Below are 19,727 nucleotides of genomic sequence, written 5' to 3' on the forward strand. Positions count from 1 at the left end.
CGTCTGAAAAATTATTGAAGCCGTTTAAAATAGATGCAGACGTAGCGTGAGCTTTGCCCGCGAACAAAACCCAAGCAACATCAGAATGTTTTACCCCAAAGGTTGTCTGAAAACTTAACCCCCCCATCCCGTTTGACCTCAACAAAAACGACACCCCCCACTTGGAGAACCGAAATGTCCAAACTGACCCCCCGCGAAATCCTGACCGCCGGCGCAGTTGTGCCTGTGATGGCGATTGACGACTTAAGCACCGCCGTCGATTTGTCCCGCGCCCTTGTCGAAGGCGGCATCCCCACCCTCGAAATTACCTTGCGCACCCCCGTCGGACTCGAGGCCATCCGCCTGATTGCCAAAGAAGTGCCCAACGCCATCGTCGGCGCAGGTACGGTAACCAATCCCGAACAGCTCAAAGCCGTCGAAGACGCAGGCGCGGTTTTCGCCATCAGCCCGGGTTTGCACGAATCCCTCGCCAGAGCCGGCCGCAACAGCGGCATTCCCCTGATTCCCGGCGTTGCCACTCCGGGCGAAGTCCAACTGGCTTTGGAACACGGCATCGACACACTCAAACTCTTCCCTGCCGAAGTCGTTGGCGGCAAAGCGATGCTCAAAGCCCTCTACGGACCTTACGCCGACGTACGCTTCTGCCCGACCGGCGGCATCAGCCTCGCCACTGCGCCCGATTACTTGGCATTGCCCAACGTCTTATGCGTCGGCGGCTCTTGGCTGACACCGAAAGAAGCTGTAAAAAACAAAGACTGGGACACCATCACCCGCCTCGCCAAAGAAGCGGCGGCATTGAAACCCAAAGCCTGAACCGCATCGTAAAAATGCCGTCTGAAGCCCTTTCCAGTCTCAGACGGCATTTTGCCGCTTGGCGACTCAGTCGGCATACACAGCAGCACCGCCCCTAAAATGCCCATCCATCTCCAGAACAATGCGAATGACGCGCGATATGCGGAGACCTATGACGAAAAAATAATTATAATATATTTATCAATTAGTCATAAAAATCGCCCTATCGGTAAAATGCCGTGATGAGCGGCTGAAACTAACAAGTTAACCGTCGTTAAAAAATAACGCTCAGAGACCTTTGCAAAATTCCTTTTCTTCAAACAGCCGACATCCAACCACAGGTTTTTCGGCTGTTTTCGTTTCAAATAACCGCCGTTCCCACCAAAATATCCCATTAATCCCCCTTAAATATAGTGGATTAAATTTAAACCAGTACGGCGTTACCTCGCCTTGCCGTACTATTTTACTGTCTGCGGCTTCGTTGCCTTGTCCTGATTTAAATTTAATCCACTATACCTGATTGATCAGGAACAGCCCGTTTTACACGGCTGAAAAAATGCCGTCTGAAACACGTTCAGACGGCATCCGCTTAAAAAACAACTGATTCAACGGCGATTAATCCGCTTCCAAAACCACTTTCATCGCTTGGTTTTCGGCGGCGTGTTTGAACACGTCGTAGGCTTTTTCCAATTCGCTGAATTTGAAACGGTGGGTCAACATTTTGGTGTAATCCACTGAGCTGCTGAAAATTGCCTTCATCAGTATTTCGGTGGTGTTGGCATTGACCAAACCGGTAGTGATGGCAAGATTTTTAATCCACAGTTTTTCCAGTTTGAAATCAACGGATTGACCGTGTACGCCGACGACGGCGATATGACCGCCGGGTTTCACGATGTCTTGGCACATATTCCAAGTTGCAGGGATACCGACCGCTTCGATGGCACAATCTACGCCGTCTTCGCCGACGATGGCGAAAACTTGTTTGGAGACGTCGCCGGAAGCGGGGCTGATGGTATGGGTCGCGCCCAACTCTTTCGCCGGTTTCAAACGGTTTTCGTCCATATCGCACACGATAATGGCGGCAGGGCTATACAGTTGGGCGGTCAACAAGGCGGACATACCGACAGGGCCGGCACCTGCGATGAATACGGTATCGCCGGGTTTCACATCGCCGTATTGCACGCCGATTTCGTGGGCGGTCGGTAAAGCGTCGCTCAACAGCAGGGCGATTTCTTCGTTGACGTTGTCGTGCGGCGGCACGAGGCTGTTGTCGGCATAAGGCGTGCGGACGTATTCGGCCTGCGTGCCGTCAATCATATAGCCCAAAATCCAGCCGCCGTTGCGGCAGTGCGAATAAAGTTGGATTTTGCAGTTGTCGCAAGTGCAGCATTTGCTGACGCATGAAATAATGACTTTATCGCCGACTTTGATGTTTTTTACAGCCTCGCCGACTTCTTCTACAATACCGATGCCTTCATGACCGAGGATACGACCGTCGGCGACTTCGGGGTTTTTGCCTTTCCAAATACCCAAGTCGGTACCGCAAATCGTGGTTTTGACGATTTTCACCACCGCATCGGTCGGATCGATAATCTGCGGGCGGGGTTTTTCTTCAAAACGGATGTCGTTTGCGCCGTGATAAACCATTGCTTTCATGCTGATACTCCTTGCTTGTTGATAAATAATTTCAATACCACAATAAAGTTTCTTTATATGAGTTATATGCCCCTACAAAAAATAAGTCAATAAGAATTATTTTCACAATTTTATACAATAACATACTGTTTTAAATATAAATAAAACCACCGATTGATATTAATGAACACACCCATCCCCTTCTCCGAACGGCTCATCCGCTGGCAAAAACAACACGGTCGCCACCACCTCCCTTGGCAGGTCAAAAACCCTTATTGCGTCTGGCTTTCCGAAATCATGCTCCAGCAAACGCAGGTCGCCGCCGTGTTGGACTACTATCCGCGTTTCTTGGAAAAATTCCCGACCGTTCAGACGCTTGCCGCCGCGCCGCAAGACGAAGTGTTGTCGTTGTGGGCGGGCTTGGGCTATTACGGCCGCGCGCGCAATCTGCACAAAGCCGCGCAACAAATCGTCGGACAATTCGGCGGTACGTTTCCATCGGAGCGCAAAGACTTGGAAACGCTCTGCGGCGTAGGCAGAAGCACCGCCGCCGCCATTTCTGCCTTTGCTTTCAACCGACGAGAAACCATCTTGGACGGCAACGTCAAACGCGTTCTCTGCCGTGTTTTTGCCCAAGACGGCAATCCGCAAGATAAAAAATTTGAAAACTCGCTCTGGACACTTGCCGAAAGCCTGATGCCGTCTGAAAACGCCGATATGCCTACTTACACGCAAGGTTTGATGGATTTGGGCGCGACCGTGTGCAAACGGACGAAACCCTTGTGCCGTCAATGCCCTATGGCGGACATCTGCGAAGCAAAAAAGCAAAACCGCACCGCCGAGCTGCCGCGTAAAAAAACTGCCCTCGAAGTGCAAACCCTGCCGCTTTACTGGCTGATTGTCCGCAACCGGGACGGCGCAATCTTGCTGGAAAAACGCACCGCCAAAGGCATTTGGGGCGGACTGTATTGCGTGCCGTGTTTTGAAAGTTTGAACGGGCTTTCCGACTTTGCCGCCAAACTCTCCCTGACGATGGCGGATATGGACGAACAAACCGCCCTGACCCACCGCCTGACGCACCGGCTGCTGATGATTACGCCGTTTGAAGGGCAAATGCCGTCCGAACACCATTCAGACGGCATTTGGATAAAGCCGGGCCATTTGAAAGATTACGGCCTGCCCAAGCCTTTGGAAATTTATTTAAACGGTAATAGGTTAGAATAAACAAAATAAACCCGTTGAACTGTTGTTAGCAGGTATCGCAGCAAGAACAACCGATGAATTTGGGTCGTATTTTAGGCAGCGGGATAATGTTCAAATGGGACATTTGGAACGGAAAAAGTCGGCAATTTAAAAAGGATTTTAGAAACAAAGAGGGTCAAAAACATGAACACAAACTTAAATGACAAAGACAAAGCCATGGATACCGCAATCAGGTTTCAGAAAAGGATGAGGATTCCGAAATTTTTCTTTTTAATTCTCGGAATCACAGTGGTTTTGGCATTTATCCAAGACGTGATAACGGGTTCTAATTTTCTGCAAATAACAATTATGCAAATAATATTTGTGATATATTTCAGTTTCGGAGGTATCATAATTTTATCCTACATAATCATCGCAGGAATCTGCCCCTATTGCCACGAATTCCAAAAGATGAATTATGGCACCTCCGTCGGCATCGGGTCGGATAGCTTTACTTTCTTTAAAGGCATTTCCCCTGTCCCAAAAATCGATTACTGCAGCAAATGCGGTAAGCCCCTGTCTCCAGAAGCCGTAAATAAGGTGATGAATGATAAAACCGATGAAGAAATGTGAACAGCGTTTTAACAACAGTGAAATAAAATATAAAATTTCAATTTTAAAATAATGAGCTAATGGAAATTTGACCCGGTTGTCCGGTACAGCCCCAAACATAAAACAAAAGCTGCCTGCAAAAAACCGGCAGCTTTTGTGCATCTTGTCATACATTATTCACTTCAACCGCATCAAAACGAATAACCCACCTGAAACCCCGTTACCCATTTCTTCGTCTGAAAATATTCGGGCTTTTTCAATGCACGGCCGGTAAATATATCGTAATGCAGGTTGCCGCCAAGCTTTATCTGCCCGCGTATCCCAATTGCTGTGCCGGCTAGAGTTTGGCCCGATAACCATTTGGCGGATTGTCCTGAAACATGTCCTACATCAGCCCCAAGATAAAGCTGATGGCCTGGTTTAAATTGCCAGCTCAAATCGTTGCGCCAATACCATCCCCGCTCGGCAGGCAAACTCATTTCACCGTCGAAGCCACGTACGGTGTGGTGTCCGCCGATAGCCAGTTTGTCTTGCGATGTTAGCGGGGTTTTGTTCCATTGTGCATGAACGGATGTGTCATAGGCAAATAGCTGTTTACCGATTTGAAAAGGAGTATTTACATCAGCCGATGCCGTCCAAATTTTCATACGTGACGTGCCTTCGCCAAAGGCTTCTTCAGGCGCGCGCAGAGCATCTTTCATGCCGGTGCCGTGTTTATATTTCAACTTAAAATCTGCCGTACTGCGACCGATATATCCTTTGTGGGAAAGTTCTGCCAACCAACCTGTGGTTTTACGCCGTTGTACAGTCAGTTCGGCATCATCAATGTAACTTTTTGTTTCCCTCGTCCACAGTTTTACACTGAGATAGGTTTTGCGTTTGGCATCACGATACAACAGGCGGTTGAAGCCGAAATCAGTGTTGTAACTTTTTCCATTATAGTCATAGACTTCCGATAATCCGAAAACCGCCTGATGGTAACGGTAGCCATTGTGATTGAATGCCCATGTCCATTTACCGAAAGGGGCTGAATAATGTACGGCGTAATTGTTTGATCCGCCTTCTTTGCGATGGCCGTCAAAATTTTCCTCATCGGGCGTACCGCCAATTGAACGTCCATAATTTACATAGAACATATCACTCAGTCCAAAAGGATTGTCGGCAGAGAAAGTGATATTTCCTTGGTATTTTCCTGTCGCCTCACTACCCGAATTATCCATCCCCACACTCACACAGTAGGGCAGCAGACGTTACCGCCATTGCACCACGACATCACTTTGGTTTGGTTCTCTCTCTACGGGAACGATTTGGAGATCGGCTTCCGCAGTCGGGAGACATTTGAGATTTTCCAGTCCTTGTTCCAAATCACGCAGATTCAACAGATCGTTCGAGCGGGTGGGAAATTTGTTTTGGAATGCTGCAATACGTCCTGCATGGGTTTGATCATCGTTGGACCGATCGATTCGTATGGAGCGCAGATAGCCCGGCATCAGGGTTAATTGAAGCTTGCCACTATTCAAATCCTGTGGCGCAGCCAAGATACGGGTCGTGGTATATCCCCTGCCGATCAAAGCATTTTGTGCTAAGGACATGATTTGATTAATGTCGCCCGCATGCAGACACTTGCCGGAAACAAAATGTGTTTGGCACAAGGCATGGTTGAGCGCAAACCGGAATTTAGCCGCTTCTTCACCCACCAATTCCACCTCAGAAATAGGAAAGCAGGGGCTTGCCTCATCCGAATTTGCACCGCCTACCTGTGTTGCCATCTTCTCTATGCCCGTATCGGTACCATCCAAACGAACATCTTGTTCCGGCTGCATCTGTTCACGCAATTGCTTCTCACGTTGACGTTGGAGAATATCCTGTTGTTGTGAAACAGCTTCAGGTGTGGGGGCGGCTGATGTTAGGGTGGGGAGGCAGCCATCAATGATAGGACTAACAGTGATAAGGGATAGGGATGAAATACATTTTTGGAGGAAAAGAAAGGTTTCATAGGATTGGTCTAAGTAATGTAAGCGGGCAATTATAGCAATGCACAAAAACAAACAAAAAGATAAAAAAACTCCATAAATGAAAATTTAATCACATGTTTATAGGATATGAAAAAGAGGAAGCGAAATCTGAAGCCGTCTGAAAACAACCCCACACAGCATCGGCGGACGAGTTTCCCTCAGCTGCTCCGGCAGCCGTACCCAGCATCCTTGTAATCGCCGAAACGGTCTCTTTTTCCTCCGCATTCAGGCTGCCGCCGTCTCCTTTGCCGTACAGCCATTTGCCGATGATTGGGGCGGCCGCTTCCGACCCGCCCGCACCCAATGCTCCTGCCGGGGCATTGTTGCCTCATGCTGCGGCAACCGCTGCTCCTAATACCGCGTGGGCAAGAACGTGAGCGGTTTCTTGACTGGCGGTTAGTTTGCCATTCGCGTTTTGACCGGCTAAATCTTTAAAGTGCTGTCCAATCGCATACGATACGTCTGGCGATGCGGTAGCCGCAGCGATGCCCGCTCCGCTTTGGGTCGGCTCAGCTAAACCTGAGGCTAACATGTTGAGAATGACTTTGCCTTGTTGCCAATTATCTGCTTTTGCTGCCGCATCTTGAGCTTCATGGGCTTTGCGTTTGGCAGTTTCCATATCGCCATTGGCTAATGCCTCGGCTGCTGCTGTTTCGGCTGCTTCTTTGTCTGCTTTGAGTTTGTCTAAATGTTGGTTAATCTCGGTATTGGTTTGTTGAACATTTTTACTAAAATCTTGGCTGACGGTTCTTTGTAAATCCAGTTCACTTTGCACTCTATCTTTGTCAAATATGTTTTTCAGGCTGCCCGAATGTCGTTCGGCGGTGTCTGTGGTTACGTTTGTATCAATATCGGCTTTGGTTTGTGCCGCTATTTTGCCTGTCAGCCTGATTTGTGCGGCTTCGTCTGTGATTTGAATGTTTTTGGGTATTGATGCCGCTTTTTGTGATGCTGCTTTGACTGTCGCTGTCGCTGCCGTACCCTACTGATGAACTTGCGCCGTTTTTATCGGCTATGCTTGTCAGGTGTTTGTCTTGAGGTTTATTTTTTGCGCCCTGTCCCAGTGTTTTGCCGCTTACGGCAACGCTGGCACCCAATCCAAAACTTTTTCCTTCGTATTGGCTGTAATTTTGAATATCACTGCCGGCGAGTGTGCCTGTGCTGAATCGGTTTTTACCCTTGTCTTTTGCGCTTTGGCTGCTGGTGATGATGCCGCCTTTGAGGCCTGTATGGTTTCCGACCTTGATTTGATAGCCGTCTTCTCCGGCATAAATACCGCTTTGCTCGGTTACCGAAGCATGGTCGGCTCGGATTTTGCTTTGGCTGTAATCGCCACTGGCACTGAAGCCATAACCTACGGTAACTTGTGCACCGGCGTTTTGTTGTTTGCTTTGATAAGTTTCTCTATCTTGTACACTTTGAATGCTTAGGTTTTTGGCATTGACTTGTACGCCTTTGCCGCGTACTTGCGCGCCTTTGATGATGGTATCGCCACCACTTTGGATAAGGGTTTGGCTGCCTTTGTCGCCAATATGGCTATGGCGGTGGGTTACGCTATCGCCATAGCCGTAGCCTTTGCCGACATTGCCGCCTGCGGCAACGCCTAATGACCAGCCTCCTTGTCCGAATGATACGGCAGCACCTGCGTTCCAGCCTGCTGATTTGTTTTGGCTGCGTTCGGTATTGCTTTGCTCGGCTGATTGCAGATGGATTTGCTTATCGGCAATCAGGCCGGTTCCTGCTCTGCCTGAAACATCTGAGCCTGTGATGTTGATATTGGATTGTTCGCCGCACCTTCGGCAATAAGGGTAGTTTTGCCGCCTGCTTGAATTTGACTCGCTTGGGCTTGATTGGCTTGAACTTGGGTGGTTTGTCGGTTTTGCTGTTCGCCGTAGGTTATGGAGATGCTGACTTGTTTGGCATTGGTTGTACCATTGGCTAAGTTTTGTGCGCCTTTGCCTGTTTGATAGGCCTGCCAACCTGCATTGGCAGCCGCCATGGCATTAACGCGGTCGTTTTTGCTTTGTCCGACTTGTTTGCTGCTTTGTGTGCTACGGCAATCGCTTGTTGTGCCAAATCGGTAACGGGCGAACTGAATGCCACCGTTAAGCCTTTTTGTTCGTAGGTTTGGGTGGTTTTGCTGTTTAATTGGTTTTGTGCTGCGCCAATATCCATACTTTGCGTGCTGATAAGGTTGTTGCCCTCAGGGCTGGAAACGTTGCTGCCGGTTTGTTCGTAGTGTTTGCTTGCAACAATGGTGGTATCGCCTTTCAGGCTGCCTACGGTACTGCCTGTATGTTCGTTGCTTTGGGATTGGTTTTCTTGTGTGTTTGTCTTGCTGCCAATAGTGAAGCCGATACCTGCACTCATCAATCCTGATTTTTGGGTTTGATGATAGGTTTCGCTTTGGCTTTGAGTTTGGGTTGTACCAATGCGAACATGATTGCCTGCTTGAATCCGGGTGCCATTATCGGAAATAACATTACTGCCAAGGATGTTGGCATCGTTTCCTGCCTGCAATACAACTTGCTTGCCTTCAAAGGTGCTGCTTTGAGCAGTTTCGTGATGACTTTGGGCTTTATCGGTAATGACTAATTTATTACCGCCGCCGCTTCTGCCTGTATGTTTGGACGCATCATCAACTTGGCCGGCATGGATGCCTGAGCTGATAGTAATGTCATTTTTAGCATACACGGCAAGTGTGCCTTTTGCGCTGCCGACTTCGGCAGCTTTGGCATTGAGATTATTCCCTGACAATAGGGTAACATCGCCTTTTGTTTGAATGCTGCTGCCGACTTCGTTCGTTGAACCTCGGATGGTATGGTTATCGGCATCAAAATGGATTTCTTGATATTTGCCGGTTTGTACCGTATCCAGGTTAATGTCGCGTCCTGCCTGCAGCCGGGTTTGCCCTTGATCTGATTGATTGCTGATTTGACCGGCAATGATGTTGATGTCTTTGCCTGCCTGCGCTGCTAAAACACCTTTTTCTTTGCCTGTGATATAAATACCTGCCATTCGGTCTAGGTAGGTGCTGCTACCTTGTGCATTTTGACTGCTCTTGGCCGTGCTTTGGTTGTTGATGTTGTTACCCGCATTGAGCAATAATGTCTGTTCGGCAGAAAGAATGCCGCCAATATTATTGATGTCTTGTGTGGCCGTAACCGCTGATTTTTGCGCATGAATACGCCCACCGATATTGTCTAGCGTATCGGTATTGATAATAAGCGCATTGCGCCCTGCAATCGTGCCTGAGTTTTTCAGGCTGCCTGAAACATTGATTTGTGTATTGCTGCCTGACAACAATGCACCTTTACCGTCTATGTCGCCATTTTTAACGCGTACATAAACCTGTGGCATCAATACGGTTTGTGTGCCGCCATCAGGAAGTTTAACTTCTTTTTGTACCAACCAAACAATATCGCTGGTCAGTTGCGCTGCTTGCTCGGCACTTAATGCAATGCCAACGCTGAGATTCATCGAACGTGCCGCAGTCGCGCCATTATCCATTAAGGCTTTAAATTGTTCTTCGTCGTTTTGATAACCGTCTAAACGACGATGCCCTGTCAGCTCTGCGATTTGTTCATTGATTAAACGTTGCTCGTAATAACCATCACCCAAACGTTTATGTAAATTGTTTGGGTCTAGTTTGAGGCTGCCCAGCATATAGTCACTACCCAACCATTGACGGTAGTTGGCAAAGCGTGGATCGGTTTCAACAAGATAGCCTTTATTGGCAGGATTGATAATGTATAAGCTGCTGCCGGGTAATGGGGTAAAAGAATTGGGCGTATAGGGTAGCGAAATACCGTTGCTTTTCGCAGTACGGATATTATCCCGGTTACTTTGTGGCAACTCAGTGCCTTGGCTGGGCGCATGACGGCTTAATGCTTTGCTATGCGATTCATAGGCAAATGAACCCAGTGAAATGTCGCGTGTGATTTCCTCCGGCAAAGTATAATTTTGTTCACGATGCCCTGTTTCATCATGTCCTTTACGACGCGCACGCCAGTAGTTGTGCAACTTACCATTTTCGCTGAAGACTTTCTTCTCGCCAAAGGTTTGCTCGTTATGCAAACCGTCTTTTTCTGTTTGCACAAGCAAATTGCCGCCGGCGATGATTCGGCTGTCGCTGTTGAAGACTGCTTTGCTATCAATAATCAAATCGCTACCTGCAATGATTTTAGCAGGCGCAGTTCCGGTTACTTGAGTTTCTTGCGTTACTTTTTCATAATCGTATTTATGCCAATTTTCATGCGCCACTCCATCAGGGGTGCGTAAGTGGTCTGATTCATTGTTGTAGACAAACCAGCCTAATTCATGTTGCGTGCCTTCTCGCAATAATTCGTGTCGTCCAAATGCTTCGTAATCAACAATACGCTCGCGCCCTGTTTCTACCAACTGCGTTTTCAAATGTTCATTGGTATTGTGCAGCTTTTCTACACCTAAACGCATTTTGCCTGCAGCTTCAATGATTGCGCCGGCATTGTGTATCCTTTGGGCTTTGCCTGTGGCTTGGTCATTGGTATCTAATGCGCCGCCAACCGCCATATCGTTACCGCTGTAAATCAGACTGTTTTCACGGTTATTTAATTGTTCAATGCCTAAATTCAGGTTTTCGCGTGCCGCAATGGCGGCACCTGTACCGTTTTCATCTTGATTGTCTAAGCGGGTAGCCGCAATAGCGATATTGTCGCCATAAATCCGACCTGTACCGATATTATTCATTTGCCCGGCTTGGATTTTGGTTTGTTGTCCGTCAATCAAGCCTCTATTGGTTAAATTGTGCTGCGTGCCAATGTCTGTCGTACCGCCGGATTGAATGTTGCCTTGTACTGCATTATCAAGGTTATTTGCTTTAATCCGAATGCGTTTTCCTGCTTGCAAGGTATGTGAATTTTTCAGGCTGCCTCGTGTACTGAGCGACAATTCATTGCCCGCCACGATCTTGCGTTCTACATAAAAATCATCTTGTAACGCAATATCCAGTTTATTATCAGCGGCAAGTGTGCCGTTGTTGGATAACGATTTTGCCTGAATGGCAACATCACGGCCTGATTGTATCGTGCCATTCGTATTATCAATGACAACGGTAGATTGCTGACCATCGTGAATAATCAGTTGTTGATTGGTCGCTATTTCGCCATTTTGATTGTTCAGGCTGCCTGAAACGGCTAAATCCTCTGTTCCTGCCGACAATAATTTGCCAGTGTTTTGAATCGATTGACTGTGAATTTGAGTGCCTTGTTGCGATACCGCCGTACCGCTGTTTTCAAAGGCTTGACTGCGGATATTGACTTTGTGTTCCGCTGTATTATTCATATCTTGCACATTGGCGGCAGCCATCGTGCCACTATTGACCAAACGGCCATTTGCATCAATCGCCACATTACCGGAAGAAGCAAACAACTGCCCTTGATTACGAATGCCTGCTTGTTCGGCCGTACTGATCAAGGTGATTTTGTTGGCATACAAGAATACGTGTGAAATCGGTATCACGGGCATCCAAACCGTGTCCGGCGATTACAGCATTGCCTTGCCTTATCTTAAAGCCGCTAAAGTCTCCTGCTTGATATTGCGGTTGGCCTGTCGTCAAAGTGGCACGGGAAGCATTGATAAAACCACCACCATTGACTGCAATCCCTGCCGGATTGGCAATAACGACTTCTGCACGTCGTCCACCCACTTCAATATAGCCATTCAGTTGTGAAGGATGGCTGCTGTTGATTTGGTTTACAACCACACGTGCTTCGCCCCTTGTCAACCAAGGATTGCCTTGAATCCAACCGCCTAGCTGTGTTTGGGTGTTGCTGCGACTGTTGTTTAAAATCGCCCCGCGATTACCCACATCAAACTGGGCATATTGATTAACAGAAACCCCTGCCGAAGTAGGGGTTTGAATATTGACTTGCGGTATGCCGTTACCTGTTTGCAGAATCGTGGCTTGTTGGGTTTTAGGAGCAGCTTTATCAGTAATAATGCCGTCAGCAAAAGCAATATTGACCGTACCCAAAGCCAAACATAAAGAAAAGCCTAATGCAGAAAAACAAAAGGCTTTGGAATGAGTAGGAATGAAAGAAACGGATTTCACATAAACGCTGCCCGAACCACTATCGGCACAGCTTTTACCTTCGCGCTTGGTGGTTTCGGCAACAGCTACCACAGCACCGCGTTTGCGGTTGAAAATCACACGATAGAGGGTTTTGTTCATGATTTTAGTTATTTGATTTTTATAGAGTTATTACAAACATTGGACAGTCTGGGCATTCTAGGACAAAGATTTTGGTAAGTCAATTACCGCCATTTTTTTATTAAATTAGGGGACGTACCGGATAACGGCTAAAAATCCCATTTAGGTTAGAATAAGCCAATGAGAAAAGCCGTCTAAGCCGGCATAAACAAAATAAACTCATTGGGCTATTTGTCGCAGGCGTAACTGCAAGAACAGCGGCAGAGTTGGTAGGCGTTAATAAAAATACCGCAGCCTATGATTTTCATCGTTTACGATGACTGATTTATCAAAACGGTCCGCATTTAGAAATGTTTGATGGCGAAGTAGAAGCAGATGAAAGTTATTTTGGCGGACAACGCAAAGGTAAACGCGGTCGCGGTGCTGCCGGAAAAGTCGCAGTATTCAGGCTTCTCAAACGAAATGGCAAGGTTTCCTTTGCCGTCCGTTATGTACGTTTCGTAACATTCGAAGAATTCCTGAACCCTGCCCGCCGTTTCGGTTTCTGTACCCCCTGTTAGATAAGGGGGGAAGATTCGAAGCGGTTGCCGGCTTCCTGCCGTCCGCCGGCGCGTCCGTCATCACGCCGGCAACCGCCTTTGTCATCCCTTGCTTATCTTCCATGTGCAAATCCTCAAAAACGGGCAAAAAAAAGCCCTGTTACTTGTAGAAAGTAAAGGGCGATCCGTCCGGTTTTTATCGGGAAGGCGGCATTCATCATAGGATTGCCGGTATTGCGCCTGCTCGTACCGCCTATGCCGTACCCGGCAATCAAGGCTTTTTATCAGAATTTTTTTCGGAATAACCCTCCGGAAACCCCATAATCAGAAGCGTGCGGGAAGAAACAGCCGCCCCGCCGGCGGGGTTGCGGCAATGCCGTCTGAAGCCACGAATCCGGCTTCAAACGGCATCTGTTTACCAAAAGGCAAATAATCCGATTTGGCGAAAAACAGATTTGCTTTTTGGTAAATACGCGCTTACAATCCGCTACATCCGATTTCTACAAAGGATAAAACGATGACCGACACAGCCGGCTTGCGCCGCCGCAACCTGCGGCAATGGATAGCGGAACACTACGGCGGACTGCAAAACCGTTTTGCCGAAGCCGTTGCCCTCAACACAGGCGAACTCTCCGCCCTTTTGAAAAACAAATCCTTCGGCGAGAAAAAAGCCCGCAAAATCGAACAGGCGGCAAAAATGCCCGCCTTCTGGCTCGATACCGAACACACCGGCCGACCGCCCGGACACACAGGAAAACACACCATGTCCCATATTTCCCCCATCCCCGAAATCCTAGCCGACATCAAAGCCGGTAAAATGGTCATCATCACCGATGCCGAAGACCGCGAAAACGAAGGCGACCTGCTGATGGCGGCGCAATTCGTTACCCCCGAAGCCGTCAACTTTATGATCAAACACGCGCGCGGCTTAGTCTGCCTGCCTATGGAAGGTGCAATGGTCGAAAAACTCGGTCTGCCGATGATGACCCAAAAAAACGGCGCGCAATACGGTACCAACTTTACCGTTTCCATCGAAGCCGCGCACGGCATTACCACCGGCATTTCCGCCGCCGACCGCGCCCTGACTATTCAAACCGCCGTTTCCCCGACCGCCAAACCCGCAGACATCGTCCAACCCGGTCATATCTTCCCGCTTCGCGCCCAAAAAGGCGGCGTACTCGTCCGTGCCGGACACACCGAAGCCGGCGTCGACTTGGCGCAAATGAACGGGCTGATTCCCGCCGCCGTCATCTGCGAAATCATCAACGACGACGGCACGATGGCGCGTATGCCCGAACTGATGAAATTCGCCGAAGAACACAAGCTCAAAATCGGCACGATTGCCGACCTCATCGAATACCGCAGCCGCACCGAAAGCCTGCTCGAAGATATGGGCGACGCGCCCGTACAAACTCCGTGGGGCGAGTTCCAACAACACGTTTACGTCGACAAACTCTCCGGCGAAACCCACCTCGCCCTCGTCAAAGGCACACCCTCCGCCGACACCGAAACCCTCGTCCGCGTCCACGAACCCTTCAGCGTGATGGACTTCATCCAAGCCAATCCGCGCCATTCCTGGTCGCTGCCCAAAGCCCTTGATCGCGTCCAACAGGCCGAAAGCGGCGTCGTCATCCTCCTGCACCACACCGAAGACGGCGCATCCCTGCTCGACCGCACCCTACCCAAAGGCGCAAACCAAGCCTACAAATGGGACAGCAAAAGCTACGGCATCGGCGCGCAAATCCTCGCCGGCCTCCACGTCAAAAAACTGCGCGTCCTCGGCCAACCGTCATCTTTCACCGGCCTCACCGGCTTCGGCCTCGAAGTCGTCGGCTTTGAAGAAGCGGAAAAATAATATAGTAAATTCAAATGCTTTATATTTGCTTCATTTATTGCATTATTTCCGTACAAACGAAAACCCGGTCTGTTGGGTTGGATTTTGCTTTTTTCGGATTTCGGGTAACTTCTAATTCGTCATTCCCGCGCAGGCGGGAATCCGGTTCGTCGGGTTTTTGTGTCATTTCCGATGAATTCCTGTGGCTTTGGTTTTTTGGATTCTCTCTTTCGGGGAAAGAACGGCATAAGTATTTTCCAAACCAAACAAAATGCCGTCTGAAAGGCTTTCAGACGGCATTTTAAGTTTGACCGGTTTCATTCATCGGTATTTATGAATTGAATTTCAACATCGCCAATCTATCCTTAATCTCCTTTTCCAATTCGGCAGATTCGGCGAAAAGTTTATCCAAATCCGCTGAAAATCCCGCTATTTTTTGCGCAAATTCGTCGGCGGATATATCCACATAATCAATTTTTACCTCAAAATACTGCCCCGCCGACAAGCTGTGATTCTTCGCTTTGATTTCATCGTAGCCGACCACCACGCTAAAATCTTCCACTGCCTGTTTGTTCGTGAAAGTATTGCAGATTTTTTGTTCTTCTTCGCAGGAAAGTACGGTTTTTTGGTTTTTGCCGTCTTTGATTTTTTCGCCCAAGCCCGATGCGTCAATTAATACCACTTTGTCTTTATTGGTTTTGTCGATAAACAGGATGGAAACATTGGTTCCCGTCGTGGCGAAAATATTGGAAGGCATGGACACCACGCCGGCAAGCATTTTGTTTTCCACCAAATATTCGCGGATTTTTTTGTCGATGCCCGATTGGGCGGTGATAAAACCCGTTGGCAACACAATCGCCGCTTTGCCGTTTTCTTTCAGGCTAAACAAGATATGCTGGATAAAAAGCTGGTAGATTTCCATCTTATCCTTATCCTTCGCCTTGATTTTCGGAATGCCTGCAAAAAAGCGTTCGCGGTTTTCATCGCTTTCCAGTTGATCGCGGAAATCGCTGAAATCCAATTTAAACGGCGGATTGGAAACGATGAAATCAAATTTTTTCAGACGGTCTGAAGCGTCTTTGTGATACGGCGACAAAATCGTATTGCCCTGAACCACATTATTCAGCGAATGCACCAGATTGTTCAAACTCAGATTCAGCCGCAACAAATTGGACGATTTCTGCGAAATATCCTGAGTATAAATCATGCATTTATCTTCGCCGATGACATGGGCGACATTCATCAACAGCGTTCCCGAACCGGCCGACGGGTCGTAAACGTCCACGCTGCGGATTTGCCCGCGCACCTCCTCCGGCACCAAAATATCCGCCATAATCCGCGCAACCGCGTGCGGCGTGTAGTATTCGGCATATTTGCCGCCGGAATTACTGTTGTAGTCTTTAATCAGGTATTAAAAAATCGTGGCGAAAAAGTCGAATTTTTGCGCAAAAATCGCCTCGAAGCTGAAACCCGCCAGCTTGGAAATCAGCGCGCGGCAAAAATCGTCGCGGCGACCTTCGTCGGTAATGTACTGACTGATACGCTCGAACAACACGATTTTCGCCCCGCCTTCAGTTTTTACCGAAAACAGTTCCGCATTATGTGCGGCAATATCGGTCAGCGTATCATCAAAGAGTTTGGCAAAGTCCGCGCCGTTTTGTCGCTCCGACAAATACTTGATGGAATGTTCAGGCTTCAAAACCGCTGTTTTTCCCTCAATATCCATATTGATGAACTCAATCGCCTCGTCAGGGTTTTCTTTGCGGATTTGTTTCACTTCGAAATCGTATTTGTCATTTAGGAATTTATACAAAAACGCCTGACTGATGATTTTAAATTCGTTGCCATCGTTACCTAAGCCATAGTTGGCGCAAATGGTTTTTAAGCTGTCGATTAGGGATTTGATTTGTTCGGTAAAGTGTTGTTCGGTCATGGAATGTCTCGGTTTGTTGCTAGCGTCGCTTAAATTTTGTTTAGCATTAGTTGGTTTGCTGGCAGATTAAATAGGTTGAACACTATTTGCCAACCTTTTCTCTTTTCCTAATGCTGTTGTGTAATAACGTTCATCAATACCATATAACAAATGTTTCAGCTGTACATCAGTAGAAATTTCTACACGAGAGCCATCTGCGTTAAATTTCAAGATATTATTATTATATTCAGCAAGGTAATTTAATAGTTCTTGTCTTTGATCTAGCGTCATATTATTCAATCTATCTTGAACTAAAGCTATTCTTTTCCTATTGGGAATAGATACTTTTTCACTTAAAAAATCTTCTTTTAAATCAATAAAATCGCTTTCTAAGAATTGCTGTACTTCAGTATTTGTAGCTTCTCGATACAAATCTTCAATCCCTTTAAATATATTTGAAATAGAAGAAAGGGTTCTAAATATTAATTTATCATCCTTTATTATATAAACAGCATCAGGAATATCTTTAATAACCAATAAGTCTTGTGGTTCGCATAGTTTCGCACCATTTCCGCATATAGTTAGCAAGTGCTTCTTTTTGAGTAATAATGAACTTGTGATTTTCTGGAAGAATAGTGCATCATTAGTACAAGATACTAAATACTTTAGTTTCTCTATATTTATTTCTTCCTTTTTTATTTCACTAAACATTTTTGAATCAAATAAATTTGAGTTATCCAAAAACTTAGGACAAAAATCTTGATTCTTTAAATTTTCAATTTGAAACCAAGTATCATCATCAAGATTGTAATCATAGTTATATGTTATAAAATTTAAATTCTCGTAAGAAAAGTCAGGGAAAATATGATCATCAGATAATATTTTTACTAAATCTTTCTTGCAAGTAATTTTAGCTAAAACAAAATTCATTATTGAACTCCTATTTTTCTAAGAAAGTAAAATTATTAATTCGATATACAGCAATCGAACTTACACTTTGTGGCGTTCTAAATTCCTGTTTACTAATCAGCACTAATAATAACCCTGATTCAGTTTTTGCTTGATAAAATCGATAGCCAAATAAGAAAAAAACAGGGTTAAAATAAAATGACTTAGAGCATGAAACTAGTAAGAAAATAATTCCATACATAACAAATAGCAAAAAAAGATTATTATCGGGTATGCTTAGAGCAACAAAAAAATAACCAAGATAGCTAGGTAAGAAATTATCGTTAACATATTCTAATTCTTTCACCTCTCCTTGCTTGAATTCATCCTTCCCCAAGTATTTGCTTAGCCATAAGACAGTAGCGGTTGCGATAAATGGTATTAGAAAATAAAAAAGTAGACTTAACTTAGAAATAGGTTCTATCCAATGATTTGAAATTACACGATAAAACCAAGTAAGGTCTAATATATAATATTGCGATTTAATAAAATATATTGATAACAGCAAAGATGTACTACTTATATTTAATAATATTTTAAATAGTTTATCCATCTCTTGCTCCGCTACATCTTACGGATACCTGCCCGTTCATCAGCATGGGTAGTAGGAAATCGCGTAGTTGGGTCAGGTGGTGGTTTTGTTTTAGATTATTTCGAACTTTAACAAAGAAAGTATTTGCTATTTCATTATATTTTTGAGAAATATCTTTACTAGGCAAAATTATTTTAAATTCTTTTAAGAATTTAAAATGTCTAGCATAACCATAACTTGATAAATCTATTTGATTTATGATTTGGTAAAACAAATAGTTTGGCATTCGTTCATTATTGCTTAATATTACTTGTGTACCATCTGCTCCCCGCGCATATTGAAAATTAACTAACTTAACAATTCTTGTATGATCACCAAAAATAATATGAGCATCTTGTGGGTTTAATATAGATTTTTCATCATTGGTAAATCCACAAATAAAATCTTGACTTTGGTCAACAACAGGATATTTTCCAAAATCCTTAATATCTTTATTTAATATTTTTGTAGTATTTGGGATTTTTGCTAAGCAAGATTGTAATTCTATACTTCCCCACCCCTTCGGAATTTCCCGTTTCAAGGTTTCGTCAAACACCATGTCGCCGCCTGAGGATTTGTAGGGCTTGCCGTTGGCGTCGGGGAAATCGAACTGCACAAACCAGTAGTCGTACAGGGTTTTCGCCATCTCTTCCAGGCGCGCGTTGATTTGTTTGTTCAGGGCGATTTTTTTGTCCAAAGCGGATAGGACGGCGGCGATGGATTGTTGGATTTGAGGTTCTGGAATAGGCAACTCCAGTGTTTTTAATGCATTTTCATTGACACGTTGCCTGCCGGAAGTTCCTTCCATACATTCAATCGCTCGTTTTCTAAAATCGGGACTGATTGCAAAATAATAGAGAAATTCGGGATTGGTTTCATTTTTTGCTCTTAACACGATAAATTCGGTAGAACCGAAAGCCACTTCTCCATCATCTAAAATATCTACAAAAGCGGTTTTCCCATTTTCCAAACACGGGGTAATCTTAGCTAATAAGGTATCACCATTGCGAAACTTAGCTCCACCGTTAAATGCCTTGATTTCGTAACCCGTAATTTGTCGTTGAAATTCTTTCAACATTGCCATCGGAACACTTTTTGCCAATGCTCCCTTGGCTAGTTGCTCTCTCGGATTAAAATCAGCAATATTTTGAATTTGTTGTTTCTTAAAATGATTCATGATGTTCCGTTACAAAACTCTTCAAAGGCCGTCTGAAAAAAACATTTCATCGGTAGTTCTTGCCGTCTGCGGCAGTTGTAAACTGAAAGTTTACAACTGAATCGTCCAGTTCTTGTTCTGCAAATATGGCTTTGATGTGTTTACCGATGTTTTGTTTGCTGGTTTGGTAGAGTTCGGCAATTTCTTTTTGGGTAAGCCATAGTTCGCCGTCAAGCTCGCGCAGGGTAAATTCGGATAGTCCGTCTTCCGTGGTGTAGATGATGATGTCGTTGTTGTGCATAGCTTTCCTGTATTTATAAATGGTTAAGGCTACCTAAAAA

Annotated in this window: 13 protein-coding genes and 6 pseudogenes; 4 read left to right on the top strand and 15 right to left on the bottom strand. The window is 45.9% G+C overall.

All coding sequences use genetic code 11. The annotated features are described in order from the left end of the window. The first annotated feature begins 174 nt into the window (after window positions 1-174). Window positions 175-813 (top strand): bifunctional 4-hydroxy-2-oxoglutarate aldolase/2-dehydro-3-deoxy-phosphogluconate aldolase, encoded by a 639-nt coding sequence (locus DFR77_RS05230; RefSeq protein ID WP_003688737.1) that lies wholly within the window; start codon window positions 175-177, stop codon window positions 811-813. Between the two features lie 188 nt (window positions 814-1,001). On the opposite strand, the gene DFR77_RS05235 is transcribed toward DFR77_RS05230, so the two are convergent. The 3 genes and pseudogenes from DFR77_RS05235 to DFR77_RS05240 form a co-directional block, all read right to left on the bottom strand. Then, on the bottom strand, window positions 1,002-1,187 hold the full coding sequence (locus DFR77_RS05235; protein WP_003688739.1) for a hypothetical protein: 186 nt from the start codon (window positions 1,185-1,187) through the stop codon (window positions 1,002-1,004). Window positions 1,188-1,197: 10 nt separating this feature from the next. Next, a pseudogene (locus DFR77_RS13720) lies at window positions 1,198-1,310 on the bottom strand (IS5/IS1182 family transposase); the annotation flags it as partial. 97 nt (window positions 1,311-1,407) lie between these two features. After that, on the bottom strand, window positions 1,408-2,448 hold the full coding sequence (locus DFR77_RS05240) for a zinc-dependent alcohol dehydrogenase family protein (RefSeq protein WP_003688741.1): 1,041 nt from the start codon (window positions 2,446-2,448) through the stop codon (window positions 1,408-1,410). Between the two features lie 162 nt (window positions 2,449-2,610). Here DFR77_RS05240 and mutY point away from each other — a divergent pair, with 162 nt between their 5' ends. Further along, on the top strand, window positions 2,611-3,651 hold the full coding sequence (gene mutY, locus DFR77_RS05245; protein ID WP_012503665.1) for an A/G-specific adenine glycosylase: 1,041 nt from the start codon (window positions 2,611-2,613) through the stop codon (window positions 3,649-3,651). Between the two features lie 375 nt (window positions 3,652-4,026). Here the strand turns inward: mutY and DFR77_RS12985 are convergent, their stop codons facing one another. The 4 genes and pseudogenes from DFR77_RS12985 to DFR77_RS14550 form a co-directional block, all read right to left on the bottom strand. Further along, window positions 4,027-4,395, bottom strand: coding sequence for a hypothetical protein (locus DFR77_RS12985; RefSeq protein ID WP_047952879.1), 369 nt, complete (start codon window positions 4,393-4,395; stop codon window positions 4,027-4,029). A gap of 17 nt (window positions 4,396-4,412) precedes the next feature. Then, window positions 4,413-6,155: pseudogene (locus DFR77_RS14545) on the bottom strand (ShlB/FhaC/HecB family hemolysin secretion/activation protein). Window positions 6,156-6,306: 151 nt separating this feature from the next. Then, window positions 6,307-6,423, bottom strand: a complete 117-nt coding sequence (locus DFR77_RS14670) for a hypothetical protein (RefSeq protein WP_228841301.1) — start codon at window positions 6,421-6,423, stop codon at window positions 6,307-6,309. Window positions 6,424-6,918: 495 nt separating this feature from the next. Then, window positions 6,919-12,447, bottom strand: a pseudogene (locus tag DFR77_RS14550) (two-partner secretion domain-containing protein); the annotation flags it as partial. A 200-nt stretch (window positions 12,448-12,647) separates the two neighbouring features. On the opposite strand from DFR77_RS14550, the pseudogene DFR77_RS05280 reads away from it, so the two are divergent. After that, window positions 12,648-12,899, top strand: a pseudogene (locus tag DFR77_RS05280) (transposase); the annotation flags it as partial. On the opposite strand, the pseudogene DFR77_RS14075 reads toward DFR77_RS05280, so the two are convergent. Further along, window positions 12,894-13,089 (bottom strand): annotated as a pseudogene (locus tag DFR77_RS14075) (replication initiation factor domain-containing protein); the annotation flags it as partial. The pseudogenes DFR77_RS05280 and DFR77_RS14075 overlap by 6 nt on opposite strands. Window positions 13,090-13,482: 393 nt before the next feature. On the opposite strand from DFR77_RS14075, the gene ribBA reads away from it, so the two are divergent. Further along, on the top strand, window positions 13,483-14,820 hold the full coding sequence (ribBA, locus tag DFR77_RS05285) for a bifunctional 3,4-dihydroxy-2-butanone-4-phosphate synthase/GTP cyclohydrolase II (protein ID WP_003703978.1): 1,338 nt from the start codon (window positions 13,483-13,485) through the stop codon (window positions 14,818-14,820). Between the two features lie 162 nt (window positions 14,821-14,982). Here the strand turns inward: ribBA and DFR77_RS05290 are convergent, their stop codons facing one another. From DFR77_RS05290 to DFR77_RS05315, 7 genes and pseudogenes are all read right to left on the bottom strand, one after another. After that, a complete protein-coding gene (locus DFR77_RS05290; RefSeq protein WP_225577407.1) occupies window positions 14,983-15,099 on the bottom strand; it encodes an ABC transporter in 117 nt (38 codons plus the stop codon). Window positions 15,100-15,130: 31 nt separating this feature from the next. Continuing rightward, a complete protein-coding gene (locus DFR77_RS05295) occupies window positions 15,131-16,207 on the bottom strand; it encodes an HsdM family class I SAM-dependent methyltransferase (RefSeq protein ID WP_226888064.1) in 1,077 nt (358 codons plus the stop codon). 3 nt (window positions 16,208-16,210) lie between these two features. Continuing rightward, a complete protein-coding gene (locus DFR77_RS14080; protein WP_249033550.1) occupies window positions 16,211-16,732 on the bottom strand; it encodes an SAM-dependent DNA methyltransferase in 522 nt (173 codons plus the stop codon). A 66-nt stretch (window positions 16,733-16,798) separates the two neighbouring features. Further along, window positions 16,799-17,641, bottom strand: a complete 843-nt coding sequence (locus DFR77_RS05300; protein ID WP_003688774.1) for a hypothetical protein — start codon at window positions 17,639-17,641, stop codon at window positions 16,799-16,801. A gap of 10 nt (window positions 17,642-17,651) precedes the next feature. Then, the gene (locus DFR77_RS05305; RefSeq protein WP_002239757.1) at window positions 17,652-18,212 is read right to left on the bottom strand and encodes a hypothetical protein; all 561 of its coding nucleotides are present in this window, start codon (window positions 18,210-18,212) and stop codon (window positions 17,652-17,654) included. Beyond that, the gene (locus tag DFR77_RS05310) at window positions 18,205-19,407 is read right to left on the bottom strand and encodes a restriction endonuclease subunit S (protein ID WP_003691244.1); all 1,203 of its coding nucleotides are present in this window, start codon (window positions 19,405-19,407) and stop codon (window positions 18,205-18,207) included. The genes DFR77_RS05305 and DFR77_RS05310 overlap by 8 nt, the downstream gene beginning before the upstream one ends. A 49-nt stretch (window positions 19,408-19,456) precedes the next feature. Beyond that, window positions 19,457-19,687, bottom strand: a pseudogene (locus DFR77_RS05315) (virulence RhuM family protein); the annotation flags it as partial. Window positions 19,688-19,727: the final 40 nt, after the last annotated feature.

Origin of the sequence: Neisseria gonorrhoeae (assembly GCF_003315235.1) — a bacterium.
Classification (GTDB): Bacteria; Pseudomonadota; Gammaproteobacteria; order Burkholderiales; family Neisseriaceae; genus Neisseria; species Neisseria gonorrhoeae.

Excerpts from the sequence above, each read along its gene's own strand:
- DFR77_RS12985 (WP_047952879.1), bottom strand. The coding sequence starts at position 4,395 with ATGTATGACAAGATGCACAAAAGCTGCCGGTTTTTTGCAGGCAGCTTT.
- DFR77_RS05290 (WP_225577407.1), bottom strand. The coding sequence starts at position 15,099 with ATGCCGTCTGAAAGCCTTTCAGACGGCATTTTGTTTGGTTTGGAAAAT.
- DFR77_RS05230 (WP_003688737.1), top strand. The coding sequence starts at position 175 with ATGTCCAAACTGACCCCCCGCGAAATCCTGACCGCCGGCGCAGTTGTG.
- mutY (WP_012503665.1), top strand. The coding sequence starts at position 2,611 with ATGAACACACCCATCCCCTTCTCCGAACGGCTCATCCGCTGGCAAAAA.
- DFR77_RS05240 (WP_003688741.1), bottom strand. The coding sequence starts at position 2,448 with ATGAAAGCAATGGTTTATCACGGCGCAAACGACATCCGTTTTGAAGAA.
- DFR77_RS14670 (WP_228841301.1), bottom strand. The coding sequence starts at position 6,423 with ATGCTGGGTACGGCTGCCGGAGCAGCTGAGGGAAACTCGTCCGCCGAT.
- ribBA (WP_003703978.1), top strand. The coding sequence starts at position 13,483 with ATGACCGACACAGCCGGCTTGCGCCGCCGCAACCTGCGGCAATGGATA.
- DFR77_RS05305 (WP_002239757.1), bottom strand. The coding sequence starts at position 18,212 with ATGGATAAACTATTTAAAATATTATTAAATATAAGTAGTACATCTTTG.
- DFR77_RS05310 (WP_003691244.1), bottom strand. The coding sequence starts at position 19,407 with ATGAATCATTTTAAGAAACAACAAATTCAAAATATTGCTGATTTTAAT.
- DFR77_RS14080 (WP_249033550.1), bottom strand. The coding sequence starts at position 16,732 with ATGACCGAACAACACTTTACCGAACAAATCAAATCCCTAATCGACAGC.
- DFR77_RS05235 (WP_003688739.1), bottom strand. The coding sequence starts at position 1,187 with ATGGGATATTTTGGTGGGAACGGCGGTTATTTGAAACGAAAACAGCCG.
- DFR77_RS05300 (WP_003688774.1), bottom strand. The coding sequence starts at position 17,641 with ATGAATTTTGTTTTAGCTAAAATTACTTGCAAGAAAGATTTAGTAAAA.